This is a genomic window from Streptomyces sp. NRRL B-3229, assembly GCF_000719505.1.
GTDB lineage: Bacteria > Actinomycetota > Actinomycetes > Streptomycetales > Streptomycetaceae > Streptomyces > Streptomyces griseorubiginosus.
This window is the reverse complement of the sequence record NZ_JOGP01000007.1, coordinates 341962-365151: the sequence shown is the minus strand read 5'-3', so window position 1 is coordinate 365151 and position 23190 is coordinate 341962. Positions and strand designations below refer to the sequence as shown.

General features: G+C 70.5%; 26 protein-coding genes and 1 pseudogene. 11 read left to right on the top strand and 16 right to left on the bottom strand.

The window, feature by feature from the left end:
• Positions 1-123 precede the first annotated feature (123 nt).
• Complete coding sequence (locus IF54_RS0113560; RefSeq protein ID WP_199821204.1) at positions 124-798, top strand: pentapeptide repeat-containing protein; 675 nt, start codon at positions 124-126, stop codon at positions 796-798.
• Between the two features lie 140 nt (positions 799-938).
• On the opposite strand, the gene IF54_RS0113555 is transcribed toward IF54_RS0113560, so the two are convergent.
• Positions 939-1439 (bottom strand): hypothetical protein, encoded by a 501-nt coding sequence (locus IF54_RS0113555; RefSeq protein ID WP_020140113.1) that lies wholly within the window; start codon positions 1437-1439, stop codon positions 939-941.
• A 39-nt stretch (positions 1440-1478) separates the two neighbouring features.
• Here IF54_RS0113555 and IF54_RS0113550 point away from each other — a divergent pair, with 39 nt between their 5' ends.
• The gene (locus tag IF54_RS0113550; protein ID WP_030318023.1) at positions 1479-2921 is read left to right on the top strand and encodes a M1 family metallopeptidase; all 1443 of its coding nucleotides are present in this window, start codon (positions 1479-1481) and stop codon (positions 2919-2921) included.
• 103 nt (positions 2922-3024) lie between these two features.
• On the opposite strand, the gene IF54_RS0113545 is transcribed toward IF54_RS0113550, so the two are convergent.
• The 3 genes from IF54_RS0113545 to IF54_RS0113535 all read right to left on the bottom strand — a co-directional run bounded on the left by IF54_RS0113545 (position 3025) and on the right by IF54_RS0113535 (position 4896).
• The gene (locus IF54_RS0113545) at positions 3025-3555 is read right to left on the bottom strand and encodes a GNAT family N-acetyltransferase (RefSeq protein ID WP_030318021.1); all 531 of its coding nucleotides are present in this window, start codon (positions 3553-3555) and stop codon (positions 3025-3027) included.
• A gap of 122 nt (positions 3556-3677) precedes the next feature.
• Positions 3678-3848: a hypothetical protein gene (locus tag IF54_RS0113540; protein ID WP_020140110.1), complete on the bottom strand. Its 171-nt coding sequence runs from the start codon at positions 3846-3848 to the stop codon at positions 3678-3680.
• Positions 3849-3960: 112 nt separating this feature from the next.
• Positions 3961-4896 (bottom strand): alpha/beta fold hydrolase, encoded by a 936-nt coding sequence (locus IF54_RS0113535; protein WP_234438978.1) that lies wholly within the window; start codon positions 4894-4896, stop codon positions 3961-3963.
• Between the two features lie 118 nt (positions 4897-5014).
• On the opposite strand from IF54_RS0113535, the gene IF54_RS0113530 reads away from it, so the two are divergent.
• Positions 5015-5617 carry a TetR/AcrR family transcriptional regulator gene (locus IF54_RS0113530; protein ID WP_030318016.1) on the top strand — a complete coding sequence of 201 codons (603 nt, stop codon included), beginning with the start codon at positions 5015-5017 and terminating at the stop codon, positions 5615-5617.
• Between the two features lie 2 nt (positions 5618-5619).
• Here the strand turns inward: IF54_RS0113530 and IF54_RS0113525 are convergent, their stop codons facing one another.
• Both IF54_RS0113525 and IF54_RS43355 read right to left on the bottom strand, forming a co-directional pair.
• Entirely contained in the window at positions 5620-6219 is a 600-nt protein-coding gene (locus IF54_RS0113525; protein ID WP_030318015.1) for a Uma2 family endonuclease, read from the bottom strand.
• A 52-nt stretch (positions 6220-6271) separates the two neighbouring features.
• Positions 6272-6617 (bottom strand): annotated as a pseudogene (locus tag IF54_RS43355) (hypothetical protein); the annotation flags it as partial.
• A 441-nt stretch (positions 6618-7058) separates the two neighbouring features.
• Here IF54_RS43355 and IF54_RS0113520 point away from each other — a divergent pair.
• Positions 7059-7919 (top strand): hypothetical protein, encoded by an 861-nt coding sequence (locus IF54_RS0113520; RefSeq protein WP_030318013.1) that lies wholly within the window; start codon positions 7059-7061, stop codon positions 7917-7919.
• Here IF54_RS0113520 and IF54_RS0113515 read toward each other — a convergent pair.
• A complete protein-coding gene (locus IF54_RS0113515) occupies positions 7912-8325 on the bottom strand; it encodes an ATP-binding protein (RefSeq protein WP_030318012.1) in 414 nt (137 codons plus the stop codon). The two genes, IF54_RS0113520 and IF54_RS0113515, sit on opposite strands and share 8 nt — an antisense overlap.
• Positions 8326-8478: 153 nt before the next feature.
• On the opposite strand from IF54_RS0113515, the gene IF54_RS0113510 reads away from it, so the two are divergent.
• Both IF54_RS0113510 and IF54_RS0113505 read left to right on the top strand, forming a co-directional pair.
• A complete protein-coding gene (locus IF54_RS0113510; RefSeq protein WP_030318011.1) occupies positions 8479-9303 on the top strand; it encodes a helix-turn-helix domain-containing protein in 825 nt (274 codons plus the stop codon).
• The gene (locus IF54_RS0113505; protein WP_030318009.1) at positions 9300-9503 is read left to right on the top strand and encodes a DUF397 domain-containing protein; all 204 of its coding nucleotides are present in this window, start codon (positions 9300-9302) and stop codon (positions 9501-9503) included. The genes IF54_RS0113510 and IF54_RS0113505 overlap by 4 nt, the downstream gene beginning before the upstream one ends.
• Positions 9504-9562: 59 nt before the next feature.
• Here the strand turns inward: IF54_RS0113505 and IF54_RS0113500 are convergent, their stop codons facing one another.
• Positions 9563-10138 carry a TerD family protein gene (locus tag IF54_RS0113500; protein ID WP_030318007.1) on the bottom strand — a complete coding sequence of 192 codons (576 nt, stop codon included), beginning with the start codon at positions 10136-10138 and terminating at the stop codon, positions 9563-9565.
• A 178-nt stretch (positions 10139-10316) separates the two neighbouring features.
• Between IF54_RS0113500 and arfB the strand changes: the two genes are divergently transcribed.
• Positions 10317-10745: an alternative ribosome rescue aminoacyl-tRNA hydrolase ArfB gene (gene arfB / locus IF54_RS0113495; RefSeq protein WP_030318004.1), complete on the top strand. Its 429-nt coding sequence runs from the start codon at positions 10317-10319 to the stop codon at positions 10743-10745.
• 107 nt (positions 10746-10852) lie between these two features.
• On the opposite strand, the gene IF54_RS0113490 is transcribed toward arfB, so the two are convergent.
• Positions 10853-11323 (bottom strand): GNAT family N-acetyltransferase, encoded by a 471-nt coding sequence (locus IF54_RS0113490; protein ID WP_030318001.1) that lies wholly within the window; start codon positions 11321-11323, stop codon positions 10853-10855.
• A 43-nt stretch (positions 11324-11366) separates the two neighbouring features.
• Positions 11367-11912, bottom strand: a complete 546-nt coding sequence (locus tag IF54_RS0113485; protein ID WP_107047832.1) for a flavin reductase family protein — start codon at positions 11910-11912, stop codon at positions 11367-11369.
• Between the two features lie 324 nt (positions 11913-12236).
• On the opposite strand from IF54_RS0113485, the gene cdgB reads away from it, so the two are divergent.
• On the top strand, positions 12237-13892 hold the full coding sequence (gene cdgB, locus IF54_RS0113480) for a diguanylate cyclase CdgB (protein ID WP_030317996.1): 1656 nt from the start codon (positions 12237-12239) through the stop codon (positions 13890-13892).
• A 121-nt stretch (positions 13893-14013) separates the two neighbouring features.
• The gene (locus IF54_RS0113475; RefSeq protein ID WP_030317994.1) at positions 14014-14952 is read left to right on the top strand and encodes a CBM35 domain-containing protein; all 939 of its coding nucleotides are present in this window, start codon (positions 14014-14016) and stop codon (positions 14950-14952) included.
• Positions 14953-14955: 3 nt separating this feature from the next.
• Here IF54_RS0113475 and IF54_RS0113470 read toward each other — a convergent pair whose 3' ends face one another.
• The 3 genes from IF54_RS0113470 to IF54_RS0113460 form a co-directional block, all read right to left on the bottom strand.
• Positions 14956-15885, bottom strand: a complete 930-nt coding sequence (locus tag IF54_RS0113470) for a 1-phosphofructokinase family hexose kinase (RefSeq protein ID WP_030317991.1) — start codon at positions 15883-15885, stop codon at positions 14956-14958.
• A gap of 85 nt (positions 15886-15970) precedes the next feature.
• Positions 15971-17182: an N-acetylglucosamine-6-phosphate deacetylase gene (gene nagA, locus IF54_RS0113465; protein WP_030317989.1), complete on the bottom strand. Its 1212-nt coding sequence runs from the start codon at positions 17180-17182 to the stop codon at positions 15971-15973.
• The gene (locus IF54_RS0113460; protein ID WP_030317986.1) at positions 17182-18126 is read right to left on the bottom strand and encodes an ROK family protein; all 945 of its coding nucleotides are present in this window, start codon (positions 18124-18126) and stop codon (positions 17182-17184) included. Before IF54_RS0113460 ends, nagA begins: the two co-directional genes overlap by 1 nt.
• Before the next feature lie 168 nt (positions 18127-18294).
• Here IF54_RS0113460 and IF54_RS0113455 point away from each other — a divergent pair, with 168 nt between their 5' ends.
• Together IF54_RS0113455 and IF54_RS0113450 are read left to right on the top strand one after the other, a co-directional pair.
• A complete protein-coding gene (locus IF54_RS0113455; protein WP_107047826.1) occupies positions 18295-19503 on the top strand; it encodes an extracellular solute-binding protein in 1209 nt (402 codons plus the stop codon).
• An 87-nt stretch (positions 19504-19590) separates the two neighbouring features.
• Entirely contained in the window at positions 19591-19824 is a 234-nt protein-coding gene (locus IF54_RS0113450; RefSeq protein ID WP_020140090.1) for a DUF3263 domain-containing protein, read from the top strand.
• Positions 19825-19868: 44 nt separating this feature from the next.
• Here IF54_RS0113450 and otsB read toward each other — a convergent pair whose 3' ends face one another.
• The 3 genes from otsB to IF54_RS0113435 form a co-directional block, all read right to left on the bottom strand.
• Complete coding sequence (otsB, locus tag IF54_RS0113445) at positions 19869-20690, bottom strand: trehalose-phosphatase (RefSeq protein WP_030317978.1); 822 nt, start codon at positions 20688-20690, stop codon at positions 19869-19871.
• Entirely contained in the window at positions 20687-22081 is a 1395-nt protein-coding gene (locus IF54_RS0113440; protein ID WP_030317975.1) for an alpha,alpha-trehalose-phosphate synthase (UDP-forming), read from the bottom strand. Before IF54_RS0113440 ends, otsB begins: the two co-directional genes overlap by 4 nt.
• A gap of 106 nt (positions 22082-22187) precedes the next feature.
• Complete coding sequence (locus IF54_RS0113435) at positions 22188-23132, bottom strand: glucosyl-3-phosphoglycerate synthase (protein ID WP_030317973.1); 945 nt, start codon at positions 23130-23132, stop codon at positions 22188-22190.
• Between the last annotated feature and the right edge of the window lie 58 nt (positions 23133-23190).

The window sequence follows — 23190 nt, the reverse complement described above, 5'->3', positions numbered from 1 at the left end:
GTTGTCTCGTGTCTCTCTCGTCCCTATGACTGTCGGAGGGCGTCGGAATGTGACATGAGGGCTGTTGTTGGGCTGTTGTTGCAGGTCAGGGAGGTTGTCAGTGGCGGGGTGCAGGATGGGGGCATGGTGAGCCGAGGGACTGGTGCGGGCAGGGTGAAGGGGGCGCGGCGGCCGGAGGTGCGGTTGCCGCCGCTGGAGCCGTTCGGGGGAGGGGAGCTGGAGCCGGACGGGGACTACGACGGGCTGGAGTTCCCGGAGACGGACTTCGCGGGCCAGGACGGGGCGGGGGCCCGTTTCATGGACTGCGCGCTGAGAGGGTGCGCGCTGGACGAGACCCGGCTGCACCACGCCCGCTTCCTGGACTCGGTTCTCACCGGGGTCCGGGGTGTCGGCACCGATCTCGCCGAGTCGACCCTCCGGGACGTCGAGCTGGTCGACGCCCGTCTGGGCGGAGTGCAGTTGCACGGGGCGGCTCTGGAGCGGGTCGTGATCCGCGGCGGCAAGATCGACTACCTGAACCTGCGGACGGCCGTCCTGCGGGACGTCGTCTTCGAGGGCTGTGTGCTGGTGGAGCCGGACTTCGGGGGCGCGCGGCTGGAGCGCGTGGAGTTCGTGGACTGCGCGCTCAAGGGCGTGGACCTCACGGCGGCGACCCTCAAGGACGTCGACCTGCGCGGCGCCGTGTCACTGGAGATCGCGCGCGGGGTGGGCCGCCTGGCCGGGGCGGTGATCAGCCCGTCCCAACTCCTGGACCTGGCACCGGTGCTGGCGGCGGAGGTGGGGATCCGGGTGGAGTAGGGGCCCCTGGAAGCGGCGCGGGAACGGGCGGTCGGCGGTGGGCCATGGCGAGGAGCGCCGGGAGCTGCCGGTGGTCCGTGGCGAGGAGTATCGAGGGCTGCCGGTGGTCCATGGCCAGGAGCGCCGGGAGCTGCTCCTGCTCACTTCACCCGTGGGAAGCGGGCCTGGAGGGTCCAGATCGCCGGGTTCTCGCCCAGGTCCTCGTGGAGGTCGATCAGGTCGGCGATCAGGTCGTGCAGGAAGTCACGTGCCTCGCGGCGGAGTTCGGCGTGGGAGAAGGTGAGCGGGGGCTCCTCGGCCCGCATCCAGTCGGCCTCGACGTCCACCCAGCCGAACCGGCGCTCGAAAAGCATGCGGTCCGTGGACTCGGTGAAGTCGAGTTCCGCGTGCTGGGGGCGGGAGGCGCGGGAGCCGGCCGGGTCGCGGTCGAGGCGCTCGGCGATGTCGCACAGCGCCCACGCGAAGTCGAGCACCGGCACCCATCCCCAGGCTGTGGACAGCTCCCGGTCCTCCTTGGTGTCCGCGAGATAGACGTCCCCGCAGAACAGGTCGTGCCGCAGCGCGTGCACGTCCGCGCGCCGGTAGTCGGTCTGCGGGGGGTCCGGGAAGCGGTTGGAGAGGGCGTAGCCGATGTCGAGCACGTACGTGATGGTGTCACGGGGGGCTCGTAGGATCGCCGCGTGCCCCGTTCCGCGCTGTTCGCTCCCCTCTCCTCCCTCTCCCCCCTCCCCTCCCTCTCTCCCCTCGCCAGGTTTCTCGTGGGCGCCCTGACCGCGTGCCTGCTGACCGGGTGCGACGGCGGGGTGCACGGCACCCCCGGCGGCTCCGGCCTGCGCGACCCGTACTTCCCGAAGACGGGCAACGGCGGCTACGACGTCTCCCACTACGGCCTCGACCTCGCCTACGACCCGCACACCGAGCGGCTCTCCGGCACCGCGACCGTCACCGCCCGCGCCACCCAGGACCTCACCGCCTTCGACCTCGACCTCGACGGCCTGGACGTCGAGAAGGTCACCGTCGACGGCGACGGGGCCCGCTGGAACCGCGCCGGCCAGGAGCTGACCGTACGGCCGCACCACGACCTCGACGAGGGCCACGCCTTCCGGGTGACCGTCCGCTACTCCGGCATCCCGAAGACGATCACCGACCCGGACGGCTCCGAGGAGGGCTGGCTGCCCAACGGCGACGGCGCGGTGGCCCTCGGCGAACCCACCGGCTCGATGGCCTGGTTCCCCGGCAACAACCACCCCTCCGACAAGGCGTCCTACGACCTCACGATCACCGTCCCCCAGGGTCTCCAGGCCGTCTCCAACGGCGAGTTGACGGCACAGCGGACCGCGGACGGCCGTACGACATCCACCTGGCACACCGCCGAGCCCATGGCGAGCTACCTCGCCACCCTCGCGATCGGCCACTACGACATCCAGCGCTCCACGACCCCCTCCGGCCTGCCCCTGTACACGGCCGTCGACCGGACGGAGGTGGCCGCGAGCCGGAAGGTGCTGGCGCGTATCCCGGAGGTGCTGCGGTGGGAGGAGGACACCTTCGGGCCGTATCCCTTCTCCTCCGCGGGGGTGATCGTCGGCCCCCGGGGCTCCGCGGGGTACGCCCTGGAGACCCAGAACCGCCCCTTCTTCCCCGGCCCGCCCGACACCCCGACCCTCGTCCACGAACTGGCCCACCAGTGGTACGGCGACTCGGTGTCCCCGCGGAGCTGGCAGGACATGTGGCTCAACGAGGGCTTCGCGACCTACGGCGAGTGGCTGTGGGAGGAGAAGCACGGCGGGAGAAGCGCGCAGCAGATCTTCGACGAGGTGTACGCCCGCGGCGCGGACGACGACGTCTGGGCCTTCCCGCCCGCCAAGCCGTCGAGCGCCGCGCACATCTCCGGCAGCCCGGTCTACGTGCGCGGCGCGATGGTCCTGCACCGGATCCGGCAGACGGTCGGCGACACCGTCTTCGCCCGCATCCTGCGGGGCTGGGCGACGGTCCACCGGCACGGCACCGCGGACACCGCCGACTTCACGGCGTACGTCGAGAAGCAGGCCCCGGACAAGGACTTCACCTCGATCTGGGACGACTGGCTGTACGGCGAGGGCAAGCCCGCGAAGCCCGGGTCCTGAGGCTCGAAGCCCCGGCCCTGAGGCTCGAAGCCCCGGCCCTGAGGCCTGAGGCCCGAAGCCCCGGTCCTGAGGGCTGAGGCCGTACCTACGCTGCTCACCGCCCTCAGCCGCGGCTCCCGCCCGGCAGCTCCTTCCGCAGCACCGCGCAGGGCCGGCCCCGCTCGCGGTCGGCCCGGTGGTCGATCACCTCGTAGCCGAGGGCCGTCCAGAAGGCGAGGGCGCGGTCGTTGCCGTCGAGGACGGCGAGGCGTACGGCGGTACGGCCCTCCGCACGGAAGCGGTCCTCGACGAGTTCCGCCATCGCCCGCCCGTGGCCCTGCCGGTGCAGTGAGGCGTCGACCATCAGCAGGCCGATCCAGGGGTCCGGGTCGGCCGGGTCGGGGTGGCGGCCGAGGGTGACCACGACCCCGACGAGGTGCCCCTCACTGCGCGCGAGCAGCACCTCCGCGTCCGGCTGCGCCAACTCGTCGGCCAGTGCGGCGGCCACCTGCTCCGGGCGGATGTCGTCGGGATCCGGAAAGTCACCGCTGAGGGCGTGGAACTCCCGGTTGGCGGAGTAGAGGGCGGTGAGCTCGGTGAGGAGAGGGGCCGGGATGTCACGGTCCCGCGTGAGGGCGAGGGGGCTGAGGCGCATACGGGCACGGTAGTTGCCGCCTGCTGTCAGGCGGGTGCGGCCGGCGCCTGAGACATGCCTGGGGCCCCGGGAACGAACGTGCCCGGGGCCCCACAAACCGGCTGCTGCTTCCCTGTGACTGCCTACCAGCGATACCAGCGGCCCTTACGACCGCCCGCGTCCGCGCTGCGCAGCACGAAGCCGAGCAGCCAGACGACCAGCACGATGACGGCGAGCCACCACAGGGCCTTCAGGGCGAATCCAGCACCGAAGAGAAGCAGGGCCAGAAGCAGAACGACAAGCAGGGGAACCATAGTTATCAACCTCCGCCGATCCTGTTGCCCGGCGATTCGAAGAACATACAGCTAATCTGCCTGGTTTCTTCACGACTCTTCCGGGAACTGGACTCAGTTTCGTCACCGGCGTTCAGTGTGTTGCCGGCCGGCCGATCTCCGTGGCGTCCATGAAGTCGAGCATCTTCCGGTTGGTCAGTTCCGCGTGGTCGATCTGCGGGCCGTGGCCGGTCCGGGAGATGATCTCGGCCCTGGCGCCGGGGACCAGCCTGGGTACGCGTTCGACCTGCCGGTCGGGGTGGACCAGGAGGCTGCGCCTGCCGAGCACCAGGTACAGCGGCGTGCGGATCGTGCCCAGTTCGGCCTCGGTGAGCGGCTGCGGCACCGGGCGGCGGATGCGGTAGGCGCGGACCGCGGTGCGGATCATGGTGCGCAGTTCCGGGACGACGAGTACGGGTTGCTCCAGCCAGGACGCGAGACGCGGCCGCAGCGCCTTGGGGGCGAAGGTGGCGAACAGGCTCGCGAAGATCCATACGAAGAAACGCAGTCCCACCTTCTCCAGGCCCCCGGGGTCGAGCAGCGTGACCGACGCGAGGCGTTCCGGTGCGCGGTGCGCCTGATTCAGGACGAGCCAGCCGCCGTACGACGTGCCGACGAGGTGCACCTGGTCGAGCTCCAGGCCGGCGAGTGTCTCGTTCAGCCACTGCGCGGCCCGCCCGGGCTCGTGGAGGGGAGCGCGCTGCACGCTGCGGCCCGGGTCGCCCGGGGTGTCGATGGCGTAGACGGGCCGTTCGGCGCTGAGGGCGGGGGTGTTCGGGTACCACATGGCGGAGCAGGAGCCGGCGCCGTGGACGAGGACGACGGGGGTGCGCTCGCGGGCGGCCGGGTCCTCGGGGTCGTAGCGGTAGACGTGCGTGGTCCCGAAGGACGTCTCCACGTCCAGCTCCGCGGAGGCGGGCGCGCCCAGTGCGTGGACCGCGTCGCAGGCGGCGAAGTAGCGGTCGCGCCAGGCATCGCTGACGTAGCGGCCGACATCGGGCTGGGAACGGGCGGTTGTGGGCTCGGGCACGGCCACCTCCTGGGCAGTCGATCTTTGTGATACGAACGTACCACGAACGTGGTACGGCTGTATCATCAAAATCGGCGGCAGAGTCCCGGAAGCGGACCAGGAGCGGAGAGGTCGAACCATGCCCAAGCGCGTGGATCACGCGGAGCGGCGCACCGAGATCGCGCGGGCCCTGGTCCGGGCCGCCGGGCGGCAGGGGCTGCACGCGGTGGGGATGCGGGACGTGGCGGCCGAGGCGGGCGTCTCCCTGCGGCTGGTGCAGTACTACTTCGAGTCCAAGGAGAAGCTGCTCCTGTTCGGACTGCGGCACCTGGCGGACAGGTTCGGGGAACGGGTGACCGCCCGGGTCCGCGCCGCCGGTGACGACCCCGGGCCGCGGGCGGTGATCGAGGCGCTGCTGATGGCGGCGCTGCCGGTCGACGAGGAGAGCCGCCTGTTCCACCATCTCTACACCTCGTACGCCGTCCTCTCGGTCACCGACGAGGCCCTCGCGGCCCAGCCGTTCATCAAGGACCCCGACACCGCCGAGACCACACTCGCGGGGCTGCTGCGGCAGGCGGCGGACACCGGGCTGCTCCGGGCCGGTACGGACACCCACGCCGAGGCGGTCGGCCTGCTGGCCATGTCCGCGGGCCTCGGCACCAGCGTCCTGGTGGGCCAACGCGACGCCGACTCCGCCCAGGCCGTGCTCCGGTACCACCTGGACCGGATCTTCCGGGGCTGAAGCTAGTCCTGGTACCTCGGCAGGTCGTCCGTGGAGATGGTCCAGTCGCCGATGGTGACGTCCTCGCCGTAGACGAAGTCCTTGCGGGTGGCGTAGCGGGGGCCCTCGGGGGTGGGGTGGATGTCGGTGAGGACGGCGCCGGTGGCGGTGCGGGGGTCGAAGATCGCGTAGATCGGGAGGCCGATGAGGGGGTAGTCGCGGACCTTGCTCACCCAGTCATTGTCCGGGTTCGAACGGGAGACGACCTCGATGGCGGCGCAGATCGTATGAGGATCGAAGGTCCCTTCGGTCTCCATGTCGGCCTCGGCGATCACCATCACGTCGGGACGCCGCATGATGCCTTCGGACTGACACTCCACATCCGGCTCACCCGTGTGCGCCACGATTTCTTCCGGCATCACCTTCTCCAGGCGCTTCCTGAGACGCAGCACAGTGAGCTCGTGCGGCCCGATGGGCGACATCATGTCGTGGACGATCCCTTCCTGGGTGATCTCGAACTTGCCCGGGATGGTGTCGGTGTCGTCCATGGACTGAACGAGATCTCGCATGGCCCGGTAGACGTGGGAGCCGCTCCGCCGCGCGTCGTCCGGTGCGATGGTCATGGCGCTCGCTCCTCGTCGTCTGTGCCCAGGGGCCAGGATCGTCACGTCCATGCTAGGCGGCCCTCGGGAGGTCGCCTCGGCAGTCGCGGCAGCGGCCCGGTTCGGGAGCGCGGAAGGCGCGGTCGCAGGTGTCGCAGGTTTGGACGGGGTGGCGGGTTCCCGGGGGTGGCGCCGGAGGGCGGTACGGGGGCAGGGGTGGCGGCTACCCCGGGGGCCAGGTGTCCCGTGTCCGTGGCCGACAGGAGCAGGCGGGGGTTGGCGCGGCGCAGGTAGCCGTGGGTCTCCAGCTCCCGCAGGGCGGCGGCGATACGGTCCCGGCCTTCGGGAAAGCGGGACGCGAGGGTCTTGATGTCCACGGCGGCGCCGGTGGGGAGGGACTGGATGTACAGGGCCAGCCCTCTGGAAGGCTCGTTTCCTTGGTGGCGCCACCGGGAAGCTCTTTTCTTCCTTGGTGGCTAGGCCCTCGCATCGGGATGCCAGTCCCTGCGAGGGCCGTTGTCTTTCCGCGGCGGGTCCGCGGTGGTGTTGCGCTGAGCGTAGAGCAAGCAACCGGTCCGAAATCCAGCTGAGTTGGCGATGTTCACCCGGGCGAGTGAGGCGGGTGAGCTGCGACTTCGCGGCGGGAGGAGGGGTGGGGCTTGGTTGGGTTTCTTTCTCCCGAGGTCCTTTGGAAAGAGCGCCCGCGACACCGGAGACCGGATCCCCAGGTGCCGGTGATTACGCACTTATTGCACAAAAAATCTTCACTTCGGCCGACGCGTGTTCCTAGGATGCGGAGATCAACAGGCCCGCACGGAGGGAGACTTCGGCGGGCCTCTCAGGTTCCCGTGGGGGGATTCATGCACATACGCGTTGCGGTCACGACCGTTGTCTCCGGAGCTGTCGTGCTGTCCGCGCTCGCCGTTCCGGTCGCCGCTCAGGCGGCGGAGCGAACGAGTGCGTCGACGAAGATCGGCTCCTTCGCCTCCGACGGTTACAGGACCGTGCGCCCGAACGACTCGCTGGGCAACACCAAGTTCTCGAACGCGGTCGTCAACGGTGGCAAGGACATCGTGCTCGGCACCAGCGGCACGAAGTCCGTCGTCGTCACGTACACCGCGACCGACCAGAACGGTGTCGCGCTCACCGAGGCCTTCCTGTGGCAGGGCACCGACAGCTCGACCACGGAGGGCATCACCGGTGGCCTCGGGACGGACGACGACCCCGACTGCACGGAGACGGCCACCCAGGGCGTCTACAAGTGCAAGGCCGTCTTCAACATCCACCCGGCCACCGACATGAAGAACAACGGCGTCGCCGGGACCTGGAAGCTGTTCCTGGGCGCCTGGGACCTCTACGCGAACGCCAGTTACAACGACGACGTCACCACCGCGTCCATCAAGAAGGCCGCCACGCTGACCGCCGACGCGACTCCCGAGCCGGTCAAGAAGGGCAGGACCATCACCGTCACGGGCAAGCTCGCCCGCGCGAACTGGTCGACGGGCAAGTACGCGGGCTATGTCTCGCAGCCCGTGAAGCTCCAGTTCCGCAAGAAGGGCAGCAACACCTACACCACCCTCAAGACGATCAGGACCAACAGCACGGGCGTCCTGAAGACCACGACCAGGGCCACGGTCGACGGCTACTACCGCTACTCCTTCGCCGGCACCTCCACCACCGCCCCGGCCACGGCCCCGGGTGACTTCGTCGACGTCAGGTAGTCATGTGAGGGAAAGTCACCTCGGCCCACACCGTTTTGCGCGGTGTGGGGCCGGGGGAGACGCCCCAGCGGGTGGACAGGGCGGCCACCAGCAGGAGGCCCCGGCCCGACTCCGCGTCCGGAGGCGGGAGTTCAGGGTGGGGGAGGCGGTCTCCCCTCGTGTCGGTGACCTCGATGCGCAACGTCTCGCCGACCACGTAGAGCGTCAGGCGGAAGTCCCTTCCCGCAACCCTGCCGTGCGTCGCCGCGTTCGCCGCCAGCTCCGCCACGATGTGCTCCGCCGGGTCCAACGGCAGCCCCCACTCCCGGAGTTGTTCGCACGCCAGCAGTCTCGCCAGGCGGGCTCCCCGAGGAGTGGCCGACAGCGGCACGCTGAAGTTACGGATCACCGTGGTTTCTTGATTCACGTCACTCAGCGTGGCCGTGGGTGCGTACCGTGAACAGTGACTGCGCCGATACGTACGGTGACTGTCCGGAGCTTGTCCGGTCGTGTCCGGGCTGTCCGGGGCGGCCGTACGGGTAGGGCGTCGCGGTAGGGACGTACGGCGGAGGGGCGCGGAATGAGCGTGGACGGCGAGACGGTCGACCCGGACGACGAGTGGGGTGTCGCGGTCATCGCGACGGTCGGGCGGCAACTGAAGCTGCGGCGGGAGGCCGTGGGGATGCGGGCCGGCGAGTTCGGGGAGGCGGTCGGGTACGGGGAGGACCTCGTCTACAAGATCGAGGGCGGCAAGCGGATTCCCCGGCAGGAGTATCTGGACAGAGCGGACGAGGTGCTGGGGGCCGGTGGGCTCATCTCCGCGGCCTGGGAGGACGTCAAGAAGGTCCGGTACCCCAAGAAGGTGCGCGAGCTGGCCAAGTTGGAGGGGCAGGCCGTCGAGATCGGGGTGTACGAGTGCAACATCGTCGCCGGGTTGTTGCAGACGCCTGAGCATGCGCGAGCCGTGATCTCCGCCGCCCAGCCGCCGTATTCGCCGGACGATGTCGAGCGCATGGTCAACGCTCGGCTTGCGCGGCAGTCCGTCTTCGAGCGCGATCCGGCGCCGTCCATCCACTTCGTGCTGGAAGAGGCAGCCTTGCGTCGTCCCATCGGAGGCACAATGGTGTGGCGTCGGCAGCTCGAACACCTCATGGAGGTGGGGCAGCTGCACAACGTCGTGCTTCAGGTGATGCCGCTGAACACCGAGGTGCACTCTGGTCTGGACGGAAGGATCGAGGTGCTGAAGTTCCCTGACGGTACGGCGGTTGGGCGGTCCGACGGTCGTGCGACCTCGGATCCGAAACAGCTGCGCATCCTCGAACTGCGCTATGGCACGATCCGCGCGCAGGCTCTCTCACCAGGGGAGTCGTTGATCCTCATCGAACAACTGCTGGGAGCAACATGATCCGCAAGTCCGCTGCCGGGGACGTCTCCGACCTGGCGTGGTTCAAGAGCAGTTACAGCGGCGGCAATGACGGCAACTCGTGCGTCGAGATCGCGGTGGCGCCCCGCACGGTGCACGTCCGTGACTCCAAGAACGACACCACCGGCCCCCGTCTGGCCTTCACCCCCGCCAGCTGGACCGTGTTCGTGTCGCAGGCCTGACGCCGGAGCCCCCGGCCGGTACGACCAGGGGCTCCCGCTCAGCTCAGCGCAGCGACACGTCAGACGTTCACGCCGAAGTCCTGCGCGATGCCGGCCAGGCCGGACGCGTAGCCCTGGCCCACCGCGCGGAACTTCCACTCCGCGCCGTTGCGGTACAGCTCGCCGAAGACCATCGCCGTCTCCGTGGCCGCGTCCTCGGAGAGGTCGTAGCGGGCGATCTCGGCGCCGCCGGCCTGGTTGACGATGCGGATGTAAGCATTGCGGACCTGGCCGAAGTTCTGCGAGCGGTTCTCCGCGTCGTAGATCGAGACCGGGAAGACGATCTTGTCGATGTCGGCCGGGAGGCCGGCCAGGTTGACGTTGATAGCCTCGTCGTCACCCTCGCCCTGGCCGGTGCGGTTGTCACCGGTGTGGACGATGGTGCTGTCCGGGGTCTGCTTGTTGTTGAAGAACACGAAGTGGGCGTCCGAGTAGACCTTGCCCTGCGTGTTGACCGCGATCGCGGAGGCGTCGAGGTCGAAGTCCGTGCCGGTGGTGGTGCGGACGTCCCAGCCGAGGCCCACGGTGACGGCCGTCAGGCCCGGAGCCTCCTTGGTGAGCGAGACGTTGCCACCCTTGGACAGGCTTACAGCCATTGTTGGGAGTCCCTTCCCTCGTTAAGTAACGGGCACGAAGCTACAGCTACCTCTAGGAACGCCGCGAGAGGTGTCGAAGGTTCCCTGCTTCTTTACTTTCTTTACCCAAGCGGAAGCGGGCGGCGGGCCGGGGATATTGGGGTGACGTGGACCGGTCAGAGGCGGGAACATGGACCCCATGTCCGGTCCTCACGTCATCCGCGGCTCCGTCTCCCTTCCCGAGGCCGAGCTCATGTGGCGTTTCTCGCGGTCGTCCGGTCCGGGCGGTCAACACGTCAACACCAGTGACTCCCAGGTGGAGCTCCGCTTCGACCTCGCCCGCACCGAGGCCCTCCCCGACGTCTGGAAGCAGCGGGCCCTCGACAGGCTGGCCTCGCGACTCGTCGACGGGGTCGTGACCGTACGGTCCTCCGAGCACCGGTCGCAGTGGCGGAACCGGGAGACGGCGGCCGTACGGCTGGCCGCCCTGCTCGCCGAGGCGACGGCGCCGCCGCCCAAGCCGCGGCGGCCCACTCGGATTCCCCGGGGGATCAACGAGCGGCGGCTGCGGGAGAAGAAGGCTCGGTCGGACACGAAGCGGGGGCGGTCGGGACGGGACTGGGGGTAACGGGTCGTCGGTCGGCTGCGGGCCCGTCGTGGCTGGTCGCGCCCACGCGGCGGAGCCGCACTTGATACGGCTCCGCGCCCCTCAAACGCTTCGCGTTCGTACACGGCCTACGCGACGTCCAGGACCCCCACCGTCTCGTCCCCGCTCAGCTCACCGGTCCTGCGGAAACCGAGCCTGAGGTAGAACTCCGCCGGACCCTTCTCGCCCTCGTGCCAGGTCACGTACAGCTCCTTCGTGCCCCGGCGGCGCAGCTCCGCCGCGACGGACTCGACGGCGAACCGGCCGTAGCCCCGGCCCTGCGCGTCGGCCGCGATGTTCAGCCGCCACAGGCCGGAACGGCGCAGGCTGCCGCCGTCGGCGCGCCAGTCGATGTCGAGGAAGGCCATGAGGAAGCCGACCGTGCGGTCGCCGTCGACGATCAGGCGCGGCCAGGCCACGCCTGGAGGATGGACGTAGGCCTCGGCGAGGGACTGCATGACGGGGGAGACCGCGAATTCCTGGTCGGGGTGAACGCGTATCGCGGTCGCGGTTTCGAAATTCCCGGGTGTGACTTCTTCGAGGCGTGGTGCGAATGTCATCCGGGGACCTTAGGCGGGAGCATGCGTGCGCCGCCAACGGAATTCATCCCAACTGCCGGTACCTGCCCCGGAAATAGGCAAGGGGCCCACCGTCCGCACTCGGCACGTCTGCCGTCAGGACGCGGCCGATCACCAGGGTGTGGTCGCCGGCCTGGACGCGTTGCTCGGTGCGGCACTCCAGGGTGGCGAGGGCGCCGCCCACCAGTGCGGCGCCGGTCGCCGTGCCGCGCACGTACGGGATGTCCTCGAACAGGAGGCGGTCGCTGATGCGGCCCTTCATGGCGAAGCGGCCGGCGATGTGCCGCTGGCTCTCGGACAGGACGGAGACCGCCCAGTGCGGCTGCTCGTCCAGCAGGTCGTCCATCCGGGAGCCGGTACGCAGGCTGACCAGCACCAGAGGCGGATCGAGGGAGACCGACAGGAAGGCCGTGGCGGTCATGCCGACGTCCTCGCCGCCGGGGCCGTCGGCGTCGAGCGGGGGCTCGAACGCGGTCACCAGGACCACACCCGCGGCGAGCCGGGACATGGCCGCGCGGAACTCGTCGTTGCTCACCCCCACAGCATGCCCGGAGGCGGGCGAGGGGATCATCGGGGCGGCGGGGGCGGAGGAGTTCGACACGCCGGAAACGCTAATGTCGGCGCCGCGTGCCGTGCATCGGGCCTTCGCCCGAGACCGGACCTAGGTCTCCCGGCGGAGCGCCCACCAGCGACTCCACAAAGAGCCAAAGTTTGTGCTCAGTAAGTGCACAGGAAAAACGCAGAAACCCCGCTCAATTGCTCACCTTTCGCTGTGACTTGAGTCACAAGAGGTGCCAATTGTTGACCCTGTGTACCGAGCGGGCAGCGCGCTGTGATTCAGTGGCTGGACAGATGACCCTTGATTCGCTGCGAGGTCTCGGGGGGAGGACAAGCAATGGAGACCGAGTCGGAGCCCTACGTCCGTCTGGCGTCCCTGCGACAACTGCACCAGGTCATGGCCGACATGAACACGGCCCGTAGCCTGGCCGACACATTGCAGACCGTCGCGAACGGCGTGGTCACCGCACTCGGTTACGAGCTGGCGTGCGTCAACCTCGTGCGCCCAGACGGCGACCTCGTGGTCGCCGCCCTCTCCGGCAACCAGGCCGCCGAGGCACTGATCACCGGCCGGACCGGCTCCCGCGAGTCCTGGGAGCGCCGCCTGAGCATGGGCGAGACCTGGGGCGACCTGGTCTTCATCCCGCACACCGAGGGCTGGGTCCTCGACGACGACGACGTCCCGCAGTGGTACACCGACGGGCCCGCGCCCCGCTTCGAGGACGAGTGGCACCCCTCCGACCGGCTCTTCGCGCCCATGTACACACCGAGCGTGTCGGGCGGCCAGTGCGGCGAGCTGATCGGCGTGCTCTCCGTGGACCGGCCGCGCAACGGCCGCAGGCCCGGCGCCTGGGGTCGAGAAGCGCTCCAGATGTACGCCTTCCAGGCCGCCATCGCGATCAGCAACGCGCGTCTACGTGCGAATATGCAGCGGGCACTGGTCAGGCTCGAAAGGGAGCAGCAGGCTCTGCGGGCCAGCGAGGAGAGCTTCCGGCAGGCCTTCGAGTACGCCCCCTCCGGCATGGCCATCGCCGAGATGGGCGGCGACCAGCACGGCCGGATCCTGCGCACCAACGACGCCCTGTGCCGCCTGCTGGGCCGCCCCGCCTCCGCGATGCGCCGCTACTCCTTCTCCGACCTCGTCCACCCCGAGGACATAGGCACCCTGCTGCGCACCTCGGCGGAGGGCGGCCGCGCGGAGCTCCGCCTGTGTCGCCGGGACGGCACCTACCTGTGGGTCTCTCTGCGCAACTCGGTGGTCGCCGACGCCGCCGACGGTCCGCGCTTCCTGCTCACCCACGTCGAGGACATCGCGGAACGCAAGCAGCGTGAGATGCAGCTCGCCCACCGCGCCTCCCACGACTCCCTGACCGGCCTGCCGAACTCCGCCGAGCTGCGCGCGCGGCTCTCCTCCCGGCTCTGTCAGCGCCCCACCCACTCCGGCGCCCTGGAGCCGGTCGACGCGGCCTTCGGCCACCCCGCCTTCGACGCGGCCGGCCAGGGCTTCGACTTCCGGCAGGGCGGCGCGCAGGCGTACGACACCTTCGACCACCATGTGCACACCGTCGCCCCCGAGGGGGACCGCGACGACGGCGCCAAGGGGCTCGCGGTCCTCTTCTGCGACCTCGACGGCTTCAAGTCGATCAACGACCGGTTCGGGCACAACGCGGGTGACGCGGTCCTCATCGAGGTCGCCCGGCGGCTGTCCCAGTGCGTCCGCGACGGCGACACCGTGGCCCGGCTCGGCGGCGACGAGTTCGTGATCCTCGCCGACGGGCTCGGCAAGGCCGACGCGGCCGACCTCGCAGTACGCCTGCGCAACGAGATCATCCAGCCGATCCGGGCCGAGGGACGGGCCGTGCGGGTCGGTGCCAGCTTCGGCATCGGCTGGGCGCACTGCGGGATGACGGCGGACGAAGTGTTGAAGTCAGCCGACGAGCGGATGTACGTCGAGAAACGATCTCGTCCCAAACAACACAGACGCGCGGGCTGACCCCCAGGTCAGCGAGTTGATGCGATCCGGGTCACCCGTTTGGGCCATCGGAAGCGGGTAGGCTCGCCATTCTGACTCCACGTATCGCATCCGATCGCACCTGCTTGAGGAGTACCAAGGGATGACGTCCGGCAACAACGGCGCGAGCACGCCAGAGGACGACGACCCGTTCGGCTACCTCTACGCCGACGGCCAGGCCAATGGGGCCCAACCGCCCTCCGGTGGTTACGGCTATCCGAACTCCGTCAACAGAGTGCGTTCGGTCGGCCAGCGGCAGTACGGCCAGCAGCAGGCACCCACCGCGCCGACCGCCGGGTACGGCCAGGTCCCGCAGCAGCCGCAGGGCGCCTACGGCCAGCCGAGCGCCCACTACGCGGCCCCCGAGACCTTCCCCGGCTCGGCCCCCACCAGCCAGCAGCCCATGCCGGGCTACAGCGGCGGCGGTCGCAGCGGAGGCCCCAACACCAAGGGTCTGCTCATCGGTGCGATCGCGGTGGTCGCGGCGGTCGTCATCGGCATCAGCGTGGCCATGCTGGGCGGCGACGACGACAAGAAGGACACGGGCAACCAGGCGGGGACCACGCCGAGTGTCTCGCAGAGCGCGGAGCCGAGCGCGTCCGCATCGTCGGCGGAGCAAGAAGCCGAACTTCCGAAGGCCGACGTGAAGACGATGCGACTGGAGGGCGGCCCCAGCACCGCGTCCGACGTCGAGGGCGCCAAGTCCGACGGCGGCGTGTACGTCCAGGGCTTCAACCAGCAGGGCGCCTCGGTCACCTGGACGGTCAACGGCATCAAGAAGGCCGGCGTCTACCGGGTCTACGTCCGCTACGGCCTCCCCGACGGCGACGCCAACGCCACGGTGACGGTCAACGGAAAGTCGTCCCCCCGACCCCTGAACATGAAGAACTTCGGCAAGCTCCCCGCCAACGGATGGCAGGAGACCTGGGCCCAGGTCTCCCTCACCAAGGGCACCAACACCGTCCAGCTCTCCTGCCAGCAGGGCAACCAGTGCAACGCCCTCCTCGACCAGTTCAGGGTGACGGAGAACGTCGACTCGTAGCAGTCACGCCGCACTGACCTCCCCGGTCACCGTCACCCGCTCCAGCAGGCCCTCATACGCGGCCTGGTCGAAGTCGCCCGCTGTGTCGGTCATCACCGTGGCCGCGGACAGCGCTGTCGCTCGGGTCAGGCGGTCCGGCCAGGGGAGGTTCTCCACCAGGGCCGACAGCAGGCCCGCCACCACCGCGTCGCCCGCGCCCGTCGGGTTGCCGTGGACGGGGGCCGGTGGGGTCGCTCGCCAGCGGCCCTCCGGGGTGGCCGCGAGGAGACCCGACCTGCCCAGCGACGCGACGACCGCACGGGCGCCCCGGCGGCGGGTGTCCTGGGTCGCGCGGAGCGGGTCGTGGGAGCCGGTCAGTTCGGCCAGCTCGTCGGCGTTCGGCTTGACGATGTCGGGGCGGGCGGCGACGCCCCGCCGGAGGGCCTCACCGCTGGTGTCCAGCAGGACCGGCACCCCGGCCGCCTTCGCCGTGCGGATCAGGGCCGCGTACGCCCCCACCGGCACCCCCGGCGGCAGACTCCCGCACAGGGCCACCGCCGAGACGGACGGCACCAGATGCTCGTACGCCTCCTGGAACGCGGACCACTGCGCCGCGGTCACCGTGGGACCCGGTTCGTTGAGCTGCGTGGTGTCGCCGGACCGCTCGTCCACGACCGCGATCGTGCGCCGGGTCGCGCCGGTGACCGGGACCAGCGCGTCCACCAGGCCCGGCACGGCGGTGAGCGCGTCCTGGACGGTACGGCCCGTGGCGCCGCCCGTGAAACCCGTCACCGTCACCTCGTGGCCGAGCGCGGCCAGCACCCGGGCCGCGTTCAGCCCTTTGCCGCCCGGGCGTTCGACGACCTCCGTGACCCGGTGGCTGGTGTGCGGCCGCAACGACCGTACGCGATAGGTGATGTCGAGCGCGGTGTTCAGCGTGACCGTGAGGATCACCGGGCCGGCCTCCCCGACGACGGAATGATGTGCCCTGTGCCCGTCCAGTCTCCCAGGGCTTACCCGGCCCCAACAGCGGGAGACATCACCCCAGTTGGGGATCGACCACCCATTCTCCCCGGCGCATGACTCCCTTGAGGTCGAACCGGTCGTCGAGAAGGACCAGGTCGGCGTCCTTGCCGGGTTCCAGGGAGCCGACGCGGTCGGACATCCCCAGCAGCCGGGCCGGGTTGGCGGAGATCGCCGCGACCACGTCCTCGACGGGGAGGCCGTCGACGGTCACCGCCCGCTTGAACGCGCGGTCCAGGGTGAGCGTCGAGCCGGCGATCGAACCGCCCTCCACCAGGCGGGCGACACCTTCGCTGACCTCGACCTCCAGGGGGCCGAGCATGTACCGGCCGTCGCCGAACCCGGCCGCGTCCATGGCGTCCGTGATGAACGCCACCCGTGCCGAACGCGCGTGACGGAACGCCAGTTGCAGCGCGGCCGGGTGCAGATGCGTGCCGTCGTTGATCAGCTCGACCGTGATCCGCTCGTCCTCCAGCAGGGCGGCGATCGGGCCCGGCTCACGGTGGCCCAGGGGCGGCATCGCGTTGAAGAGGTGCGTCGCCACGGTCGCGCCCGCCTCGATCGCCTCGACCGTCTGCTCGTAGGTCGCGTCCGTGTGGCCGATCGCCGCGATGACGCCGTGCTCGGCGAGCAGCCGCACGGAATCGAGGCCGCCGGGGAGTTCGGTGGCGAGGGTGAGCATCCTGGCCTGTCCGCGCCCCGCGTCGATCAGCTTGCGGACCTCCGCGGGGTCGGGGTGGCGCAGGAGAGCCTCGGAGTGGGCGCCCTTGCGGCAGGGGGAGATGAACGGGCCCTCGAAGTGGATGCCGGCGAGGTCACCCTGCTCGGCGAGTTCGGAGAGGAGACCGGCCCGCTGGGCGAGGAAGTCCATGTCGCCGGTGACGGTGGAGGCGACGAGGGTGGTGGTGCCGTGGACCCGGTGGGTGTGGATTCCCTTGAGGATCTCCTCGGGGGTGCCCGAGGTGAAGGAGGCTCCGCCGCCGCCGTGGTTGTGGAGGTCTACGAAGCCGGGAACCAGCCAATGGTTCTTGACGTCGAGTACCTGGGCGTTTTCCGGGGCTGTGGCGGTGATGCGGGTGCCCTCGATGACTACCTGGCCGTTCTTGACCGGTCCTGTGGGGAGGGCGACCGTTGCGCCGGACAGGACGAGGGGGGTATTGGCCGTGGCGGGGTGCGGGTGCGTTGTGGCTGGTCGCGCAGTTCCCCGCGCCCCTGGGTGGGCTGCCATCAGCTCGTTGCCTCCGTACCGTCGGTCGTGTCGAGGAGATCCCAGGCCAGTAGGCCCGCGCCCAAGCAGCCCGCCGTGTCGCCCAGGGCCGCCGGGACGATGGTCGGGGGCTTCTGGAAGGTGATCCGGCTTCGCACCGCCTCCCTCAGCGGTGTGAACAAGGTTTCTCCCGCCTCCGCCAGGCCGCCACCGATGATCAGGGTGCGGGGGTCCAGGAGGGTGAGGGCGGTGATCAGGCCGTCGGCCAGGGTGTCCACGGCGTGCTGCCAGACCTCCCGGGCCTTCGGGTCGTCGGCGTCCACGGCCCTCGCGCAGTCCGCCGCGTCCGCCTCCGGGTTCCCGGTGACCGCGGCCCAGGTCTCGCTGACCGCCGCCGCGGAGGCGTACCGCTCCAGGCAGCCCCGCTGGCCGCAGGGGCAGGGCGTGCCCCCGGGCCGTACGACGACGTGGCCGATCTCGCCCGCGAAGCCGTGTGCGCCCGCTTCCACCCGGCCTGCGATGCCGATCGCGCCCGCGATGCCGGTGCCCAGGGCGACGAAGAGGTAGCGGTCGGTGCCCCGGCCGGCTCCGATGCGGCCCTCCGCGAGACCGCCGGTGCGGACGTCGTGGCCGAGGGCCACCGGGGCGCCGCCGAGGCGGTCGGTGAGCAGCGCCCGCAGGGGGACGTCCCGCCAGCCCAGGTTGGCGGCGTAGGCGGCGACGCCGTGCTGCTCGTCGACGATGCCGGGGACGGCGACGCCGGCCGCGAGCGCGGGGGCGCCGAGGTGCTCGGTGCCGTACGCGCGCAGCTCGGCGGCGAAGTCGAGGATGCCTTCGACGACCGCGTCCGGTCCGCGCTCGCGGCCGGTCGCCCGGCGGGCCTGGTGCAGCAGTTCGCCGCCCGCGCCGACCAAGGCCGCCTTCATCCCGGTGCCGCCCACGTCGAGGGCGATGACATGTCTCACGGGGGACAGTGTGGCCCTTCGACCCGCAAGAGGTCTAGTCCACTTACGTGGTGTAGACCTTAGGGCAGAGATATGTATGACTTTTCGAAAGTTTCGAACGTGAGTGTGGGGCGGTTGTCGGTGCGGCGGCGTAGGACGGGAACGATCGCGGCGGTGTCCGCACTGGGTATGACGGCCGCTCTGAGCGGCTGCGGCCTGGGCGGCGGATCGGACGAGGTGACGCTGAGACTGGTCGCCGCCGACTACGGCGACAGCGCCGCCAACAGCTCCCGGAAGTACTGGGACAAGCTCGTCAAGGAGTACGAGGCGAAGCACTCCGGCGTGAGGATCGACGTCAGCGTGTACTCGTGGACCGACGTCGACCGCAAGGTCAAGGAACTCGTCGCCGCCGGGGAGGCGCCCGACATGGCGCAGATCGGCTCGTACGCCGACTACGCGGACAAGGGGCTGCTCTACAAGGCCGACGACCTGATCGGGATCCGCGAGCAGGCCGACTTCGTCGCGCAGCTCGGTGCCGCGGGGCGGATCAACGGGATGCAGTACGGGATGCCGTTCGCCGCGTCCACCCGGCTCCTCTTCTACAACAAGACCCTCTTCGCCGACGCCGGGCTCACCCCGCCCAAGACGTGGAAGCAGCTGGCCGCCGACGCCGAGGCGCTCAAGGCGGACGGGGTGAAGTACCCGTACGCGCTGCCGCTCGGCCCGGAGGAGGCACAGGCCGAGACCATGCAGTGGCTGCTCAGCGGGGGCGGCGGGTACATCGACTCCGTCGGCACGTACGGCATCGACTCCGACGAGAACGTCACGACGATGAACTGGCTCAAGGACGACCTCGTGGGCAGGGGGCTGACCGGGCCCGTCGCTCCGGCGAAGCTCAACCGGGCCGCCGCGTTCTCGGCGTTCGCCGCGGGAGACGTCGGCATGCTCAACGGGCATCCCTCGCTTATGAAGATCGCCGCCGACAAGGGCGTGAAGTTCGGGATGGTGCCCATGCCGGGGGCGGGTGGGCCGACCAAGAACTCCATGGGCGTCGCCGACTGGATGACGGCCTTCAAGCAGAACGGCCACGCCGAGCAGGTGGGGGACTTCCTCGACTTCGTGTACAGCGAGAAGAACGTGCTCGCGTTCTCGCGGGAGTACGACCTGCTGCCGGTGACCAACTCCGCGTCCACGACGATGAGCCGGGCCTCCCGGGACGCCGACCTCAAGCCCTTCCTCGACGCGCTGCCCACCGCCGAACTGCCGCCGGTGGGCAAGACGTCCTGGGCGTCGGTGAGCGCGGCGGTGAAGAAGCGGATCGGATCGGCGGTGAGCTCCGGCGGGAGCCCCGAAGAGGTGCTGCGGGCGCTTCAGCTGACCGCGCAGAACGCCGAGTAGTCGCGTTGTCGGTCGCGCAGAACGCCGAATAGTCGCGTTGTCGGTGGCGCAGTCGTGTTGTCAGTGGCGGGGGCTACCGTTTTCGGCATGGAGCATCCGGAGCTGGACCGCAGGGAGCGGGACGTCCTCGCCCTGGAGCGCCGCGGCTTTTCCGGCCCCGGCGCGAAGGAGCGCGCGATACGCGAGGAGCTGGGCCTGGCGCCGGTCCGCTACTACCAGCTCCTCAACGCCCTGCTGGACGACGAACGCGCCCTGGCCCACGACCCGGTGACGGTGAACAGACTGCGCCGGGTACGGGAGGCGCGGCGCTCCGAGCGGTAGCCGCCGGCGGCGGGCGGGCCGGGAGGACGCGGTGGGCCGTCCGGTCAGGTGAGGTGTTCGGCCAGCGTGCGCAGCAGGGTCACCACGCCGTCCGGGCCGTCCACCACCAGGTCGGCGCGTTTGCGCAGCTCCGTGACCTCGTCGCTGCCGCTGCACACCAGGAGGCCGGGGGTTCCGGTGGTGCGGAGGCTCTCGACCGTGGAGAAGGCCGGGAGGTCGCCGAGGTCGTCGCCGGCGTAGAGGACGGACGTGGCGGACAGCTCGCGGACGTGGGTCTGAAGGGCCACGCCCTTGTCCATGCCCGGCGGCCGCAGTTCCAGGACCAGTCGGCCGGGTTCGACGATCAGGCCGTGCCGGACCGCCAGGTCGGTGAGGGGGGTGCGGAGCGCGTCGAACGCTGCCTGCGGATCCGGGGCCCGGCGGGTGTGGACGGCCACCGCCCGGCCGCCCTTCTCCTCGATCCAGGCGCCGGTGCCGTCGAGGAGGGCGGGCAGCTCCGCGCCGACCGCCGCCACACCCGGGTGCGGTTCCGGCGCCGTGACCTCGCCCGTCGCCGCGTCCCAGCGCTCCGCGCCGTAGTGGCCGAGGACGGTCAGGTGCTCCAGACCGGCGACGCCCGCGAAGCCGCCGTAGCGGACCGCGACCTCGGCCGGGCGGCCGGTGATCACCGCCACCGAGGCCACCTTCGGGGCCAGCGCGGCGAGCACCGACACCGCCTCCGGATGGGCCCGCGCCCGCTCCGGATCCGCCACGATCGGCGCGAGCGTCCCGTCGAAGTCCAGCCCGATCACCGCTCCGCGCGGGTGCGAGAGGAGTGCCTGGAGACCGTCGTGGCCGGCGGGGGTGCCGGGCGTGGGAAGGCTCATGCGTCCAGTGCCTTCAGCGCGTTCAGCTGGTCCAGGAACCACTGGGCCGGAGGCAGGGCCGTGGCCGCCGCGGCCAGCCGCTTCGCGCGTTCGGCGCGGTCGTGCGGCGGCAGCGTCAACGCCTCGTGCAGGGCCGCCGCCGTCTGTTCGACGTCGTACGGGTTGACCGTGATCGCGTCCTCGCCCAGCTCCTCGTACGCCCCGGCCTCCCGTGACAGCACCAGCGCACACCCCTCGTCGGAGACCACCGGCACCTCCTTCGCGACCAGGTTCATACCGTCCCGGATCGGGTTGACCAGCGCCACGTCGGCCAGCCGGTACGCGGCGAGCGAGCGGGCGAAGTCGTCCTTGACGTGCAGCACGACCGGCGTCCAGCCCGGTGTGCCGAACGCGTCGTTGATCTCGTCGGCGACCCGCTGCACCTCGGCCGTGTAGTCCCGGTACACCGCGAGGTCCTGCCGGGACGGGTACGCGAACGCCACGTGCACGACCCGCTCCCGCCACTCGGGCCGCGACTCCAGCAGCCGCCGGTAGGCCAGCAGCCCGCGCACGATGTTCTTGGACAGCTCGGTCCGGTCCACCCGCACGATCGTCTTCCGGCCCGCGCCGATCTCCTCGCGCAGACCGACGATGCGCTCCTCGACATCGGCCGCGTGCGACCGCTCGCGCAGGAAGTCCGCGTCAGCGCCCAGCCCGTGCACCCCGACCTGCGTGTCCCCGAGCCCGCCCGCGCACTCCGTGGCGCAGGCCGTGAAGGCGTCCGCCCACCTGCGGGTGAGGAAACCGAGCCGGTCGGCGCCGAGCATGCCGCGCAGGAGCTGCGCCGCGATGTCGTCCGGCAGCATCCGGAAGTAGTCCACCGGCGCCCACGGCGTGTGCGAGAAATGGCTGATCCGCAGGTCCGGGCGGAGTTCGCGGAGCATCCCCGGCACCAGACACAGGTGGTAGTCCTGCACCAGGACCGCCGCCCCCTCGGCCGCCTCCTCCGCCAGCGCCTCGGCGAAGGCGCGGTTGTACGTCTCGTACGACGCCCACTGGCGCCGGAACTCCGCGTCGAAGACCGGCTCCAGCGGGGTCTGGTACAGCAGGTGGTGGACGAACCACAGCACCGAGTTGGCGACGCCGTTGTACGCGTCCGCGTGCACGTCGGCGGGGATGGCGAGCATCCGCACGCCGTCCTCGCCGACGCCCTGCGCCACGGCCTCGCGGTCGCCGTCGGAGAGCGCCGAGCACACCCACAGGGCGCCGGCGTCGGGGCCGATCGCGGACAGGCCGGAGACCAGGCCGCCGCCGCCACGCTTCGCTGTGAGTTCGCCGTTCTCCTGGAGCTCGTACGAGACGGGGCCTCGGTTGGATGCGACCAGTACCTGGGCGTTGTGCGAGGGAGCCATGCCTCGACATCTAGCCCAGTGTCGAACCGCTCAAACGTTCCCGTCTCGTCTTCGGCCGCGGGACGGTGGGGGCTGGTCGCGCAGTTCCCCGCGCCCCTGAGTAGATCTACGCAGCCTTTCTCTTCATGTACTCCGGGATTTCCGTCATCGGCGGGCGTTCCTCCGTGTCGACCGAGTAGGTGCGGGGCTCGAAGCCCTCCTGCCCCCGTTCGAACTGCGTGAGGGACGGGCGGATCAGGTGGCCGCGGGCCAGGCGGAGCTGGGCCGTGCGGTAGATCGCCGCCGACATGCGGCCCAGGGCCTGGCCGTCCTGGTGGCGGTGCTTGCGGACGCCGACGTCGACCTGGGCGAGGGCGTCCAGGCCCACCAGGTGCAGCGCGTCGACCAGCATGCCCAGCTCGACGCCGTAGCCCACGGGGAACGGCAGCTGCTCCAGGAGGCTGCGGCGGGCCGCGTACTCGCCGCCGAGCGGCTGCACGAAGCCGGCCAGCTGCGGCCAGTGCATGTTCAGCAGCGGGCGCGCCATGAGCTCGGTGACCCGGCCGCCCTGACCGGCCGCGCCGCCCAGAGGACGGTCGTACATGCCCTTGACCAGGTCGACCCCGGGTTCGGTGAGCAGCGGGCCGACGATGCCCAGGACGAAGTCCGAGGAGAACTCCTTCAGGTCGGCGTCGATGAAGCAGACGATGTCCCCGCGGGTGACCAGCAGGGAGCGCCACAGGACCTCGCCCTTGCCCGGGAGAGCGGGCAGCCTGGGCAGGATCTCGTCGCGGTGCACCACGGTGGCGCCGGCCGCGGCGGCGACCTCGGAGGTGCGGTCGGTCGACCCCGAGTCGACGACGACGATCTCGTCGACGAGCGGAACCTGCCGCACCAGGTCGTGACGTATCACGGAGACGATGTCACCGACCGTCTCCTCCTCGTTGAGCGCGGGCAGCACGACACTGACCGTCTGCCCGGTGCGCTGCTTGGCGGCCATGATCTGGTGGAGCGGGCGATCGGTCACCGACCAGGAGCGGGTACTCAGCCAGCGCTCGACTTCTTCCAGCACGTAGGCGGCTCCTTCGTGTGTGGTCCGGGTGATCCGTCTCGCGGTTCGGACGGACTAT

Coding starts and splice junctions, on each gene's coding strand:
- IF54_RS0113500 (WP_030318007.1), bottom strand. CDS start 10,138: ATGGCTGTAAGCCTGTCCAAGGGTGGCAACGTCTCGCTCACCAAGGAG.
- IF54_RS0113560 (WP_199821204.1), top strand. CDS start 124: ATGGTGAGCCGAGGGACTGGTGCGGGCAGGGTGAAGGGGGCGCGGCGG.
- IF54_RS0113505 (WP_030318009.1), top strand. CDS start 9,300: ATGATCCGCAAGTCCGCTGCCGGGGACGTCTCCGACCTGGCGTGGTTC.
- IF54_RS0113475 (WP_030317994.1), top strand. CDS start 14,014: ATGACGTCCGGCAACAACGGCGCGAGCACGCCAGAGGACGACGACCCG.
- nagA (WP_030317989.1), bottom strand. CDS start 17,182: ATGGCAGCCCACCCAGGGGCGCGGGGAACTGCGCGACCAGCCACAACG.
- IF54_RS0113485 (WP_107047832.1), bottom strand. CDS start 11,912: ATGATCCCCTCGCCCGCCTCCGGGCATGCTGTGGGGGTGAGCAACGAC.
- IF54_RS0113545 (WP_030318021.1), bottom strand. CDS start 3,555: ATGCGCCTCAGCCCCCTCGCCCTCACGCGGGACCGTGACATCCCGGCC.
- IF54_RS0113530 (WP_030318016.1), top strand. CDS start 5,015: ATGCCCAAGCGCGTGGATCACGCGGAGCGGCGCACCGAGATCGCGCGG.
- arfB (WP_030318004.1), top strand. CDS start 10,317: ATGTCCGGTCCTCACGTCATCCGCGGCTCCGTCTCCCTTCCCGAGGCC.
- IF54_RS0113440 (WP_030317975.1), bottom strand. CDS start 22,081: ATGGCTCCCTCGCACAACGCCCAGGTACTGGTCGCATCCAACCGAGGC.
- IF54_RS0113540 (WP_020140110.1), bottom strand. CDS start 3,848: ATGGTTCCCCTGCTTGTCGTTCTGCTTCTGGCCCTGCTTCTCTTCGGT.
- IF54_RS0113510 (WP_030318011.1), top strand. CDS start 8,479: ATGAGCGTGGACGGCGAGACGGTCGACCCGGACGACGAGTGGGGTGTC.
- otsB (WP_030317978.1), bottom strand. CDS start 20,690: ATGAGCCTTCCCACGCCCGGCACCCCCGCCGGCCACGACGGTCTCCAG.
- IF54_RS0113490 (WP_030318001.1), bottom strand. CDS start 11,323: ATGACATTCGCACCACGCCTCGAAGAAGTCACACCCGGGAATTTCGAA.
- IF54_RS0113520 (WP_030318013.1), top strand. CDS start 7,059: ATGCACATACGCGTTGCGGTCACGACCGTTGTCTCCGGAGCTGTCGTG.
- IF54_RS0113450 (WP_020140090.1), top strand. CDS start 19,591: ATGGAGCATCCGGAGCTGGACCGCAGGGAGCGGGACGTCCTCGCCCTG.
- IF54_RS0113525 (WP_030318015.1), bottom strand. CDS start 6,219: ATGACCATCGCACCGGACGACGCGCGGCGGAGCGGCTCCCACGTCTAC.
- IF54_RS0113455 (WP_107047826.1), top strand. CDS start 18,295: ATGACGGCCGCTCTGAGCGGCTGCGGCCTGGGCGGCGGATCGGACGAG.
- cdgB (WP_030317996.1), top strand. CDS start 12,237: ATGGAGACCGAGTCGGAGCCCTACGTCCGTCTGGCGTCCCTGCGACAA.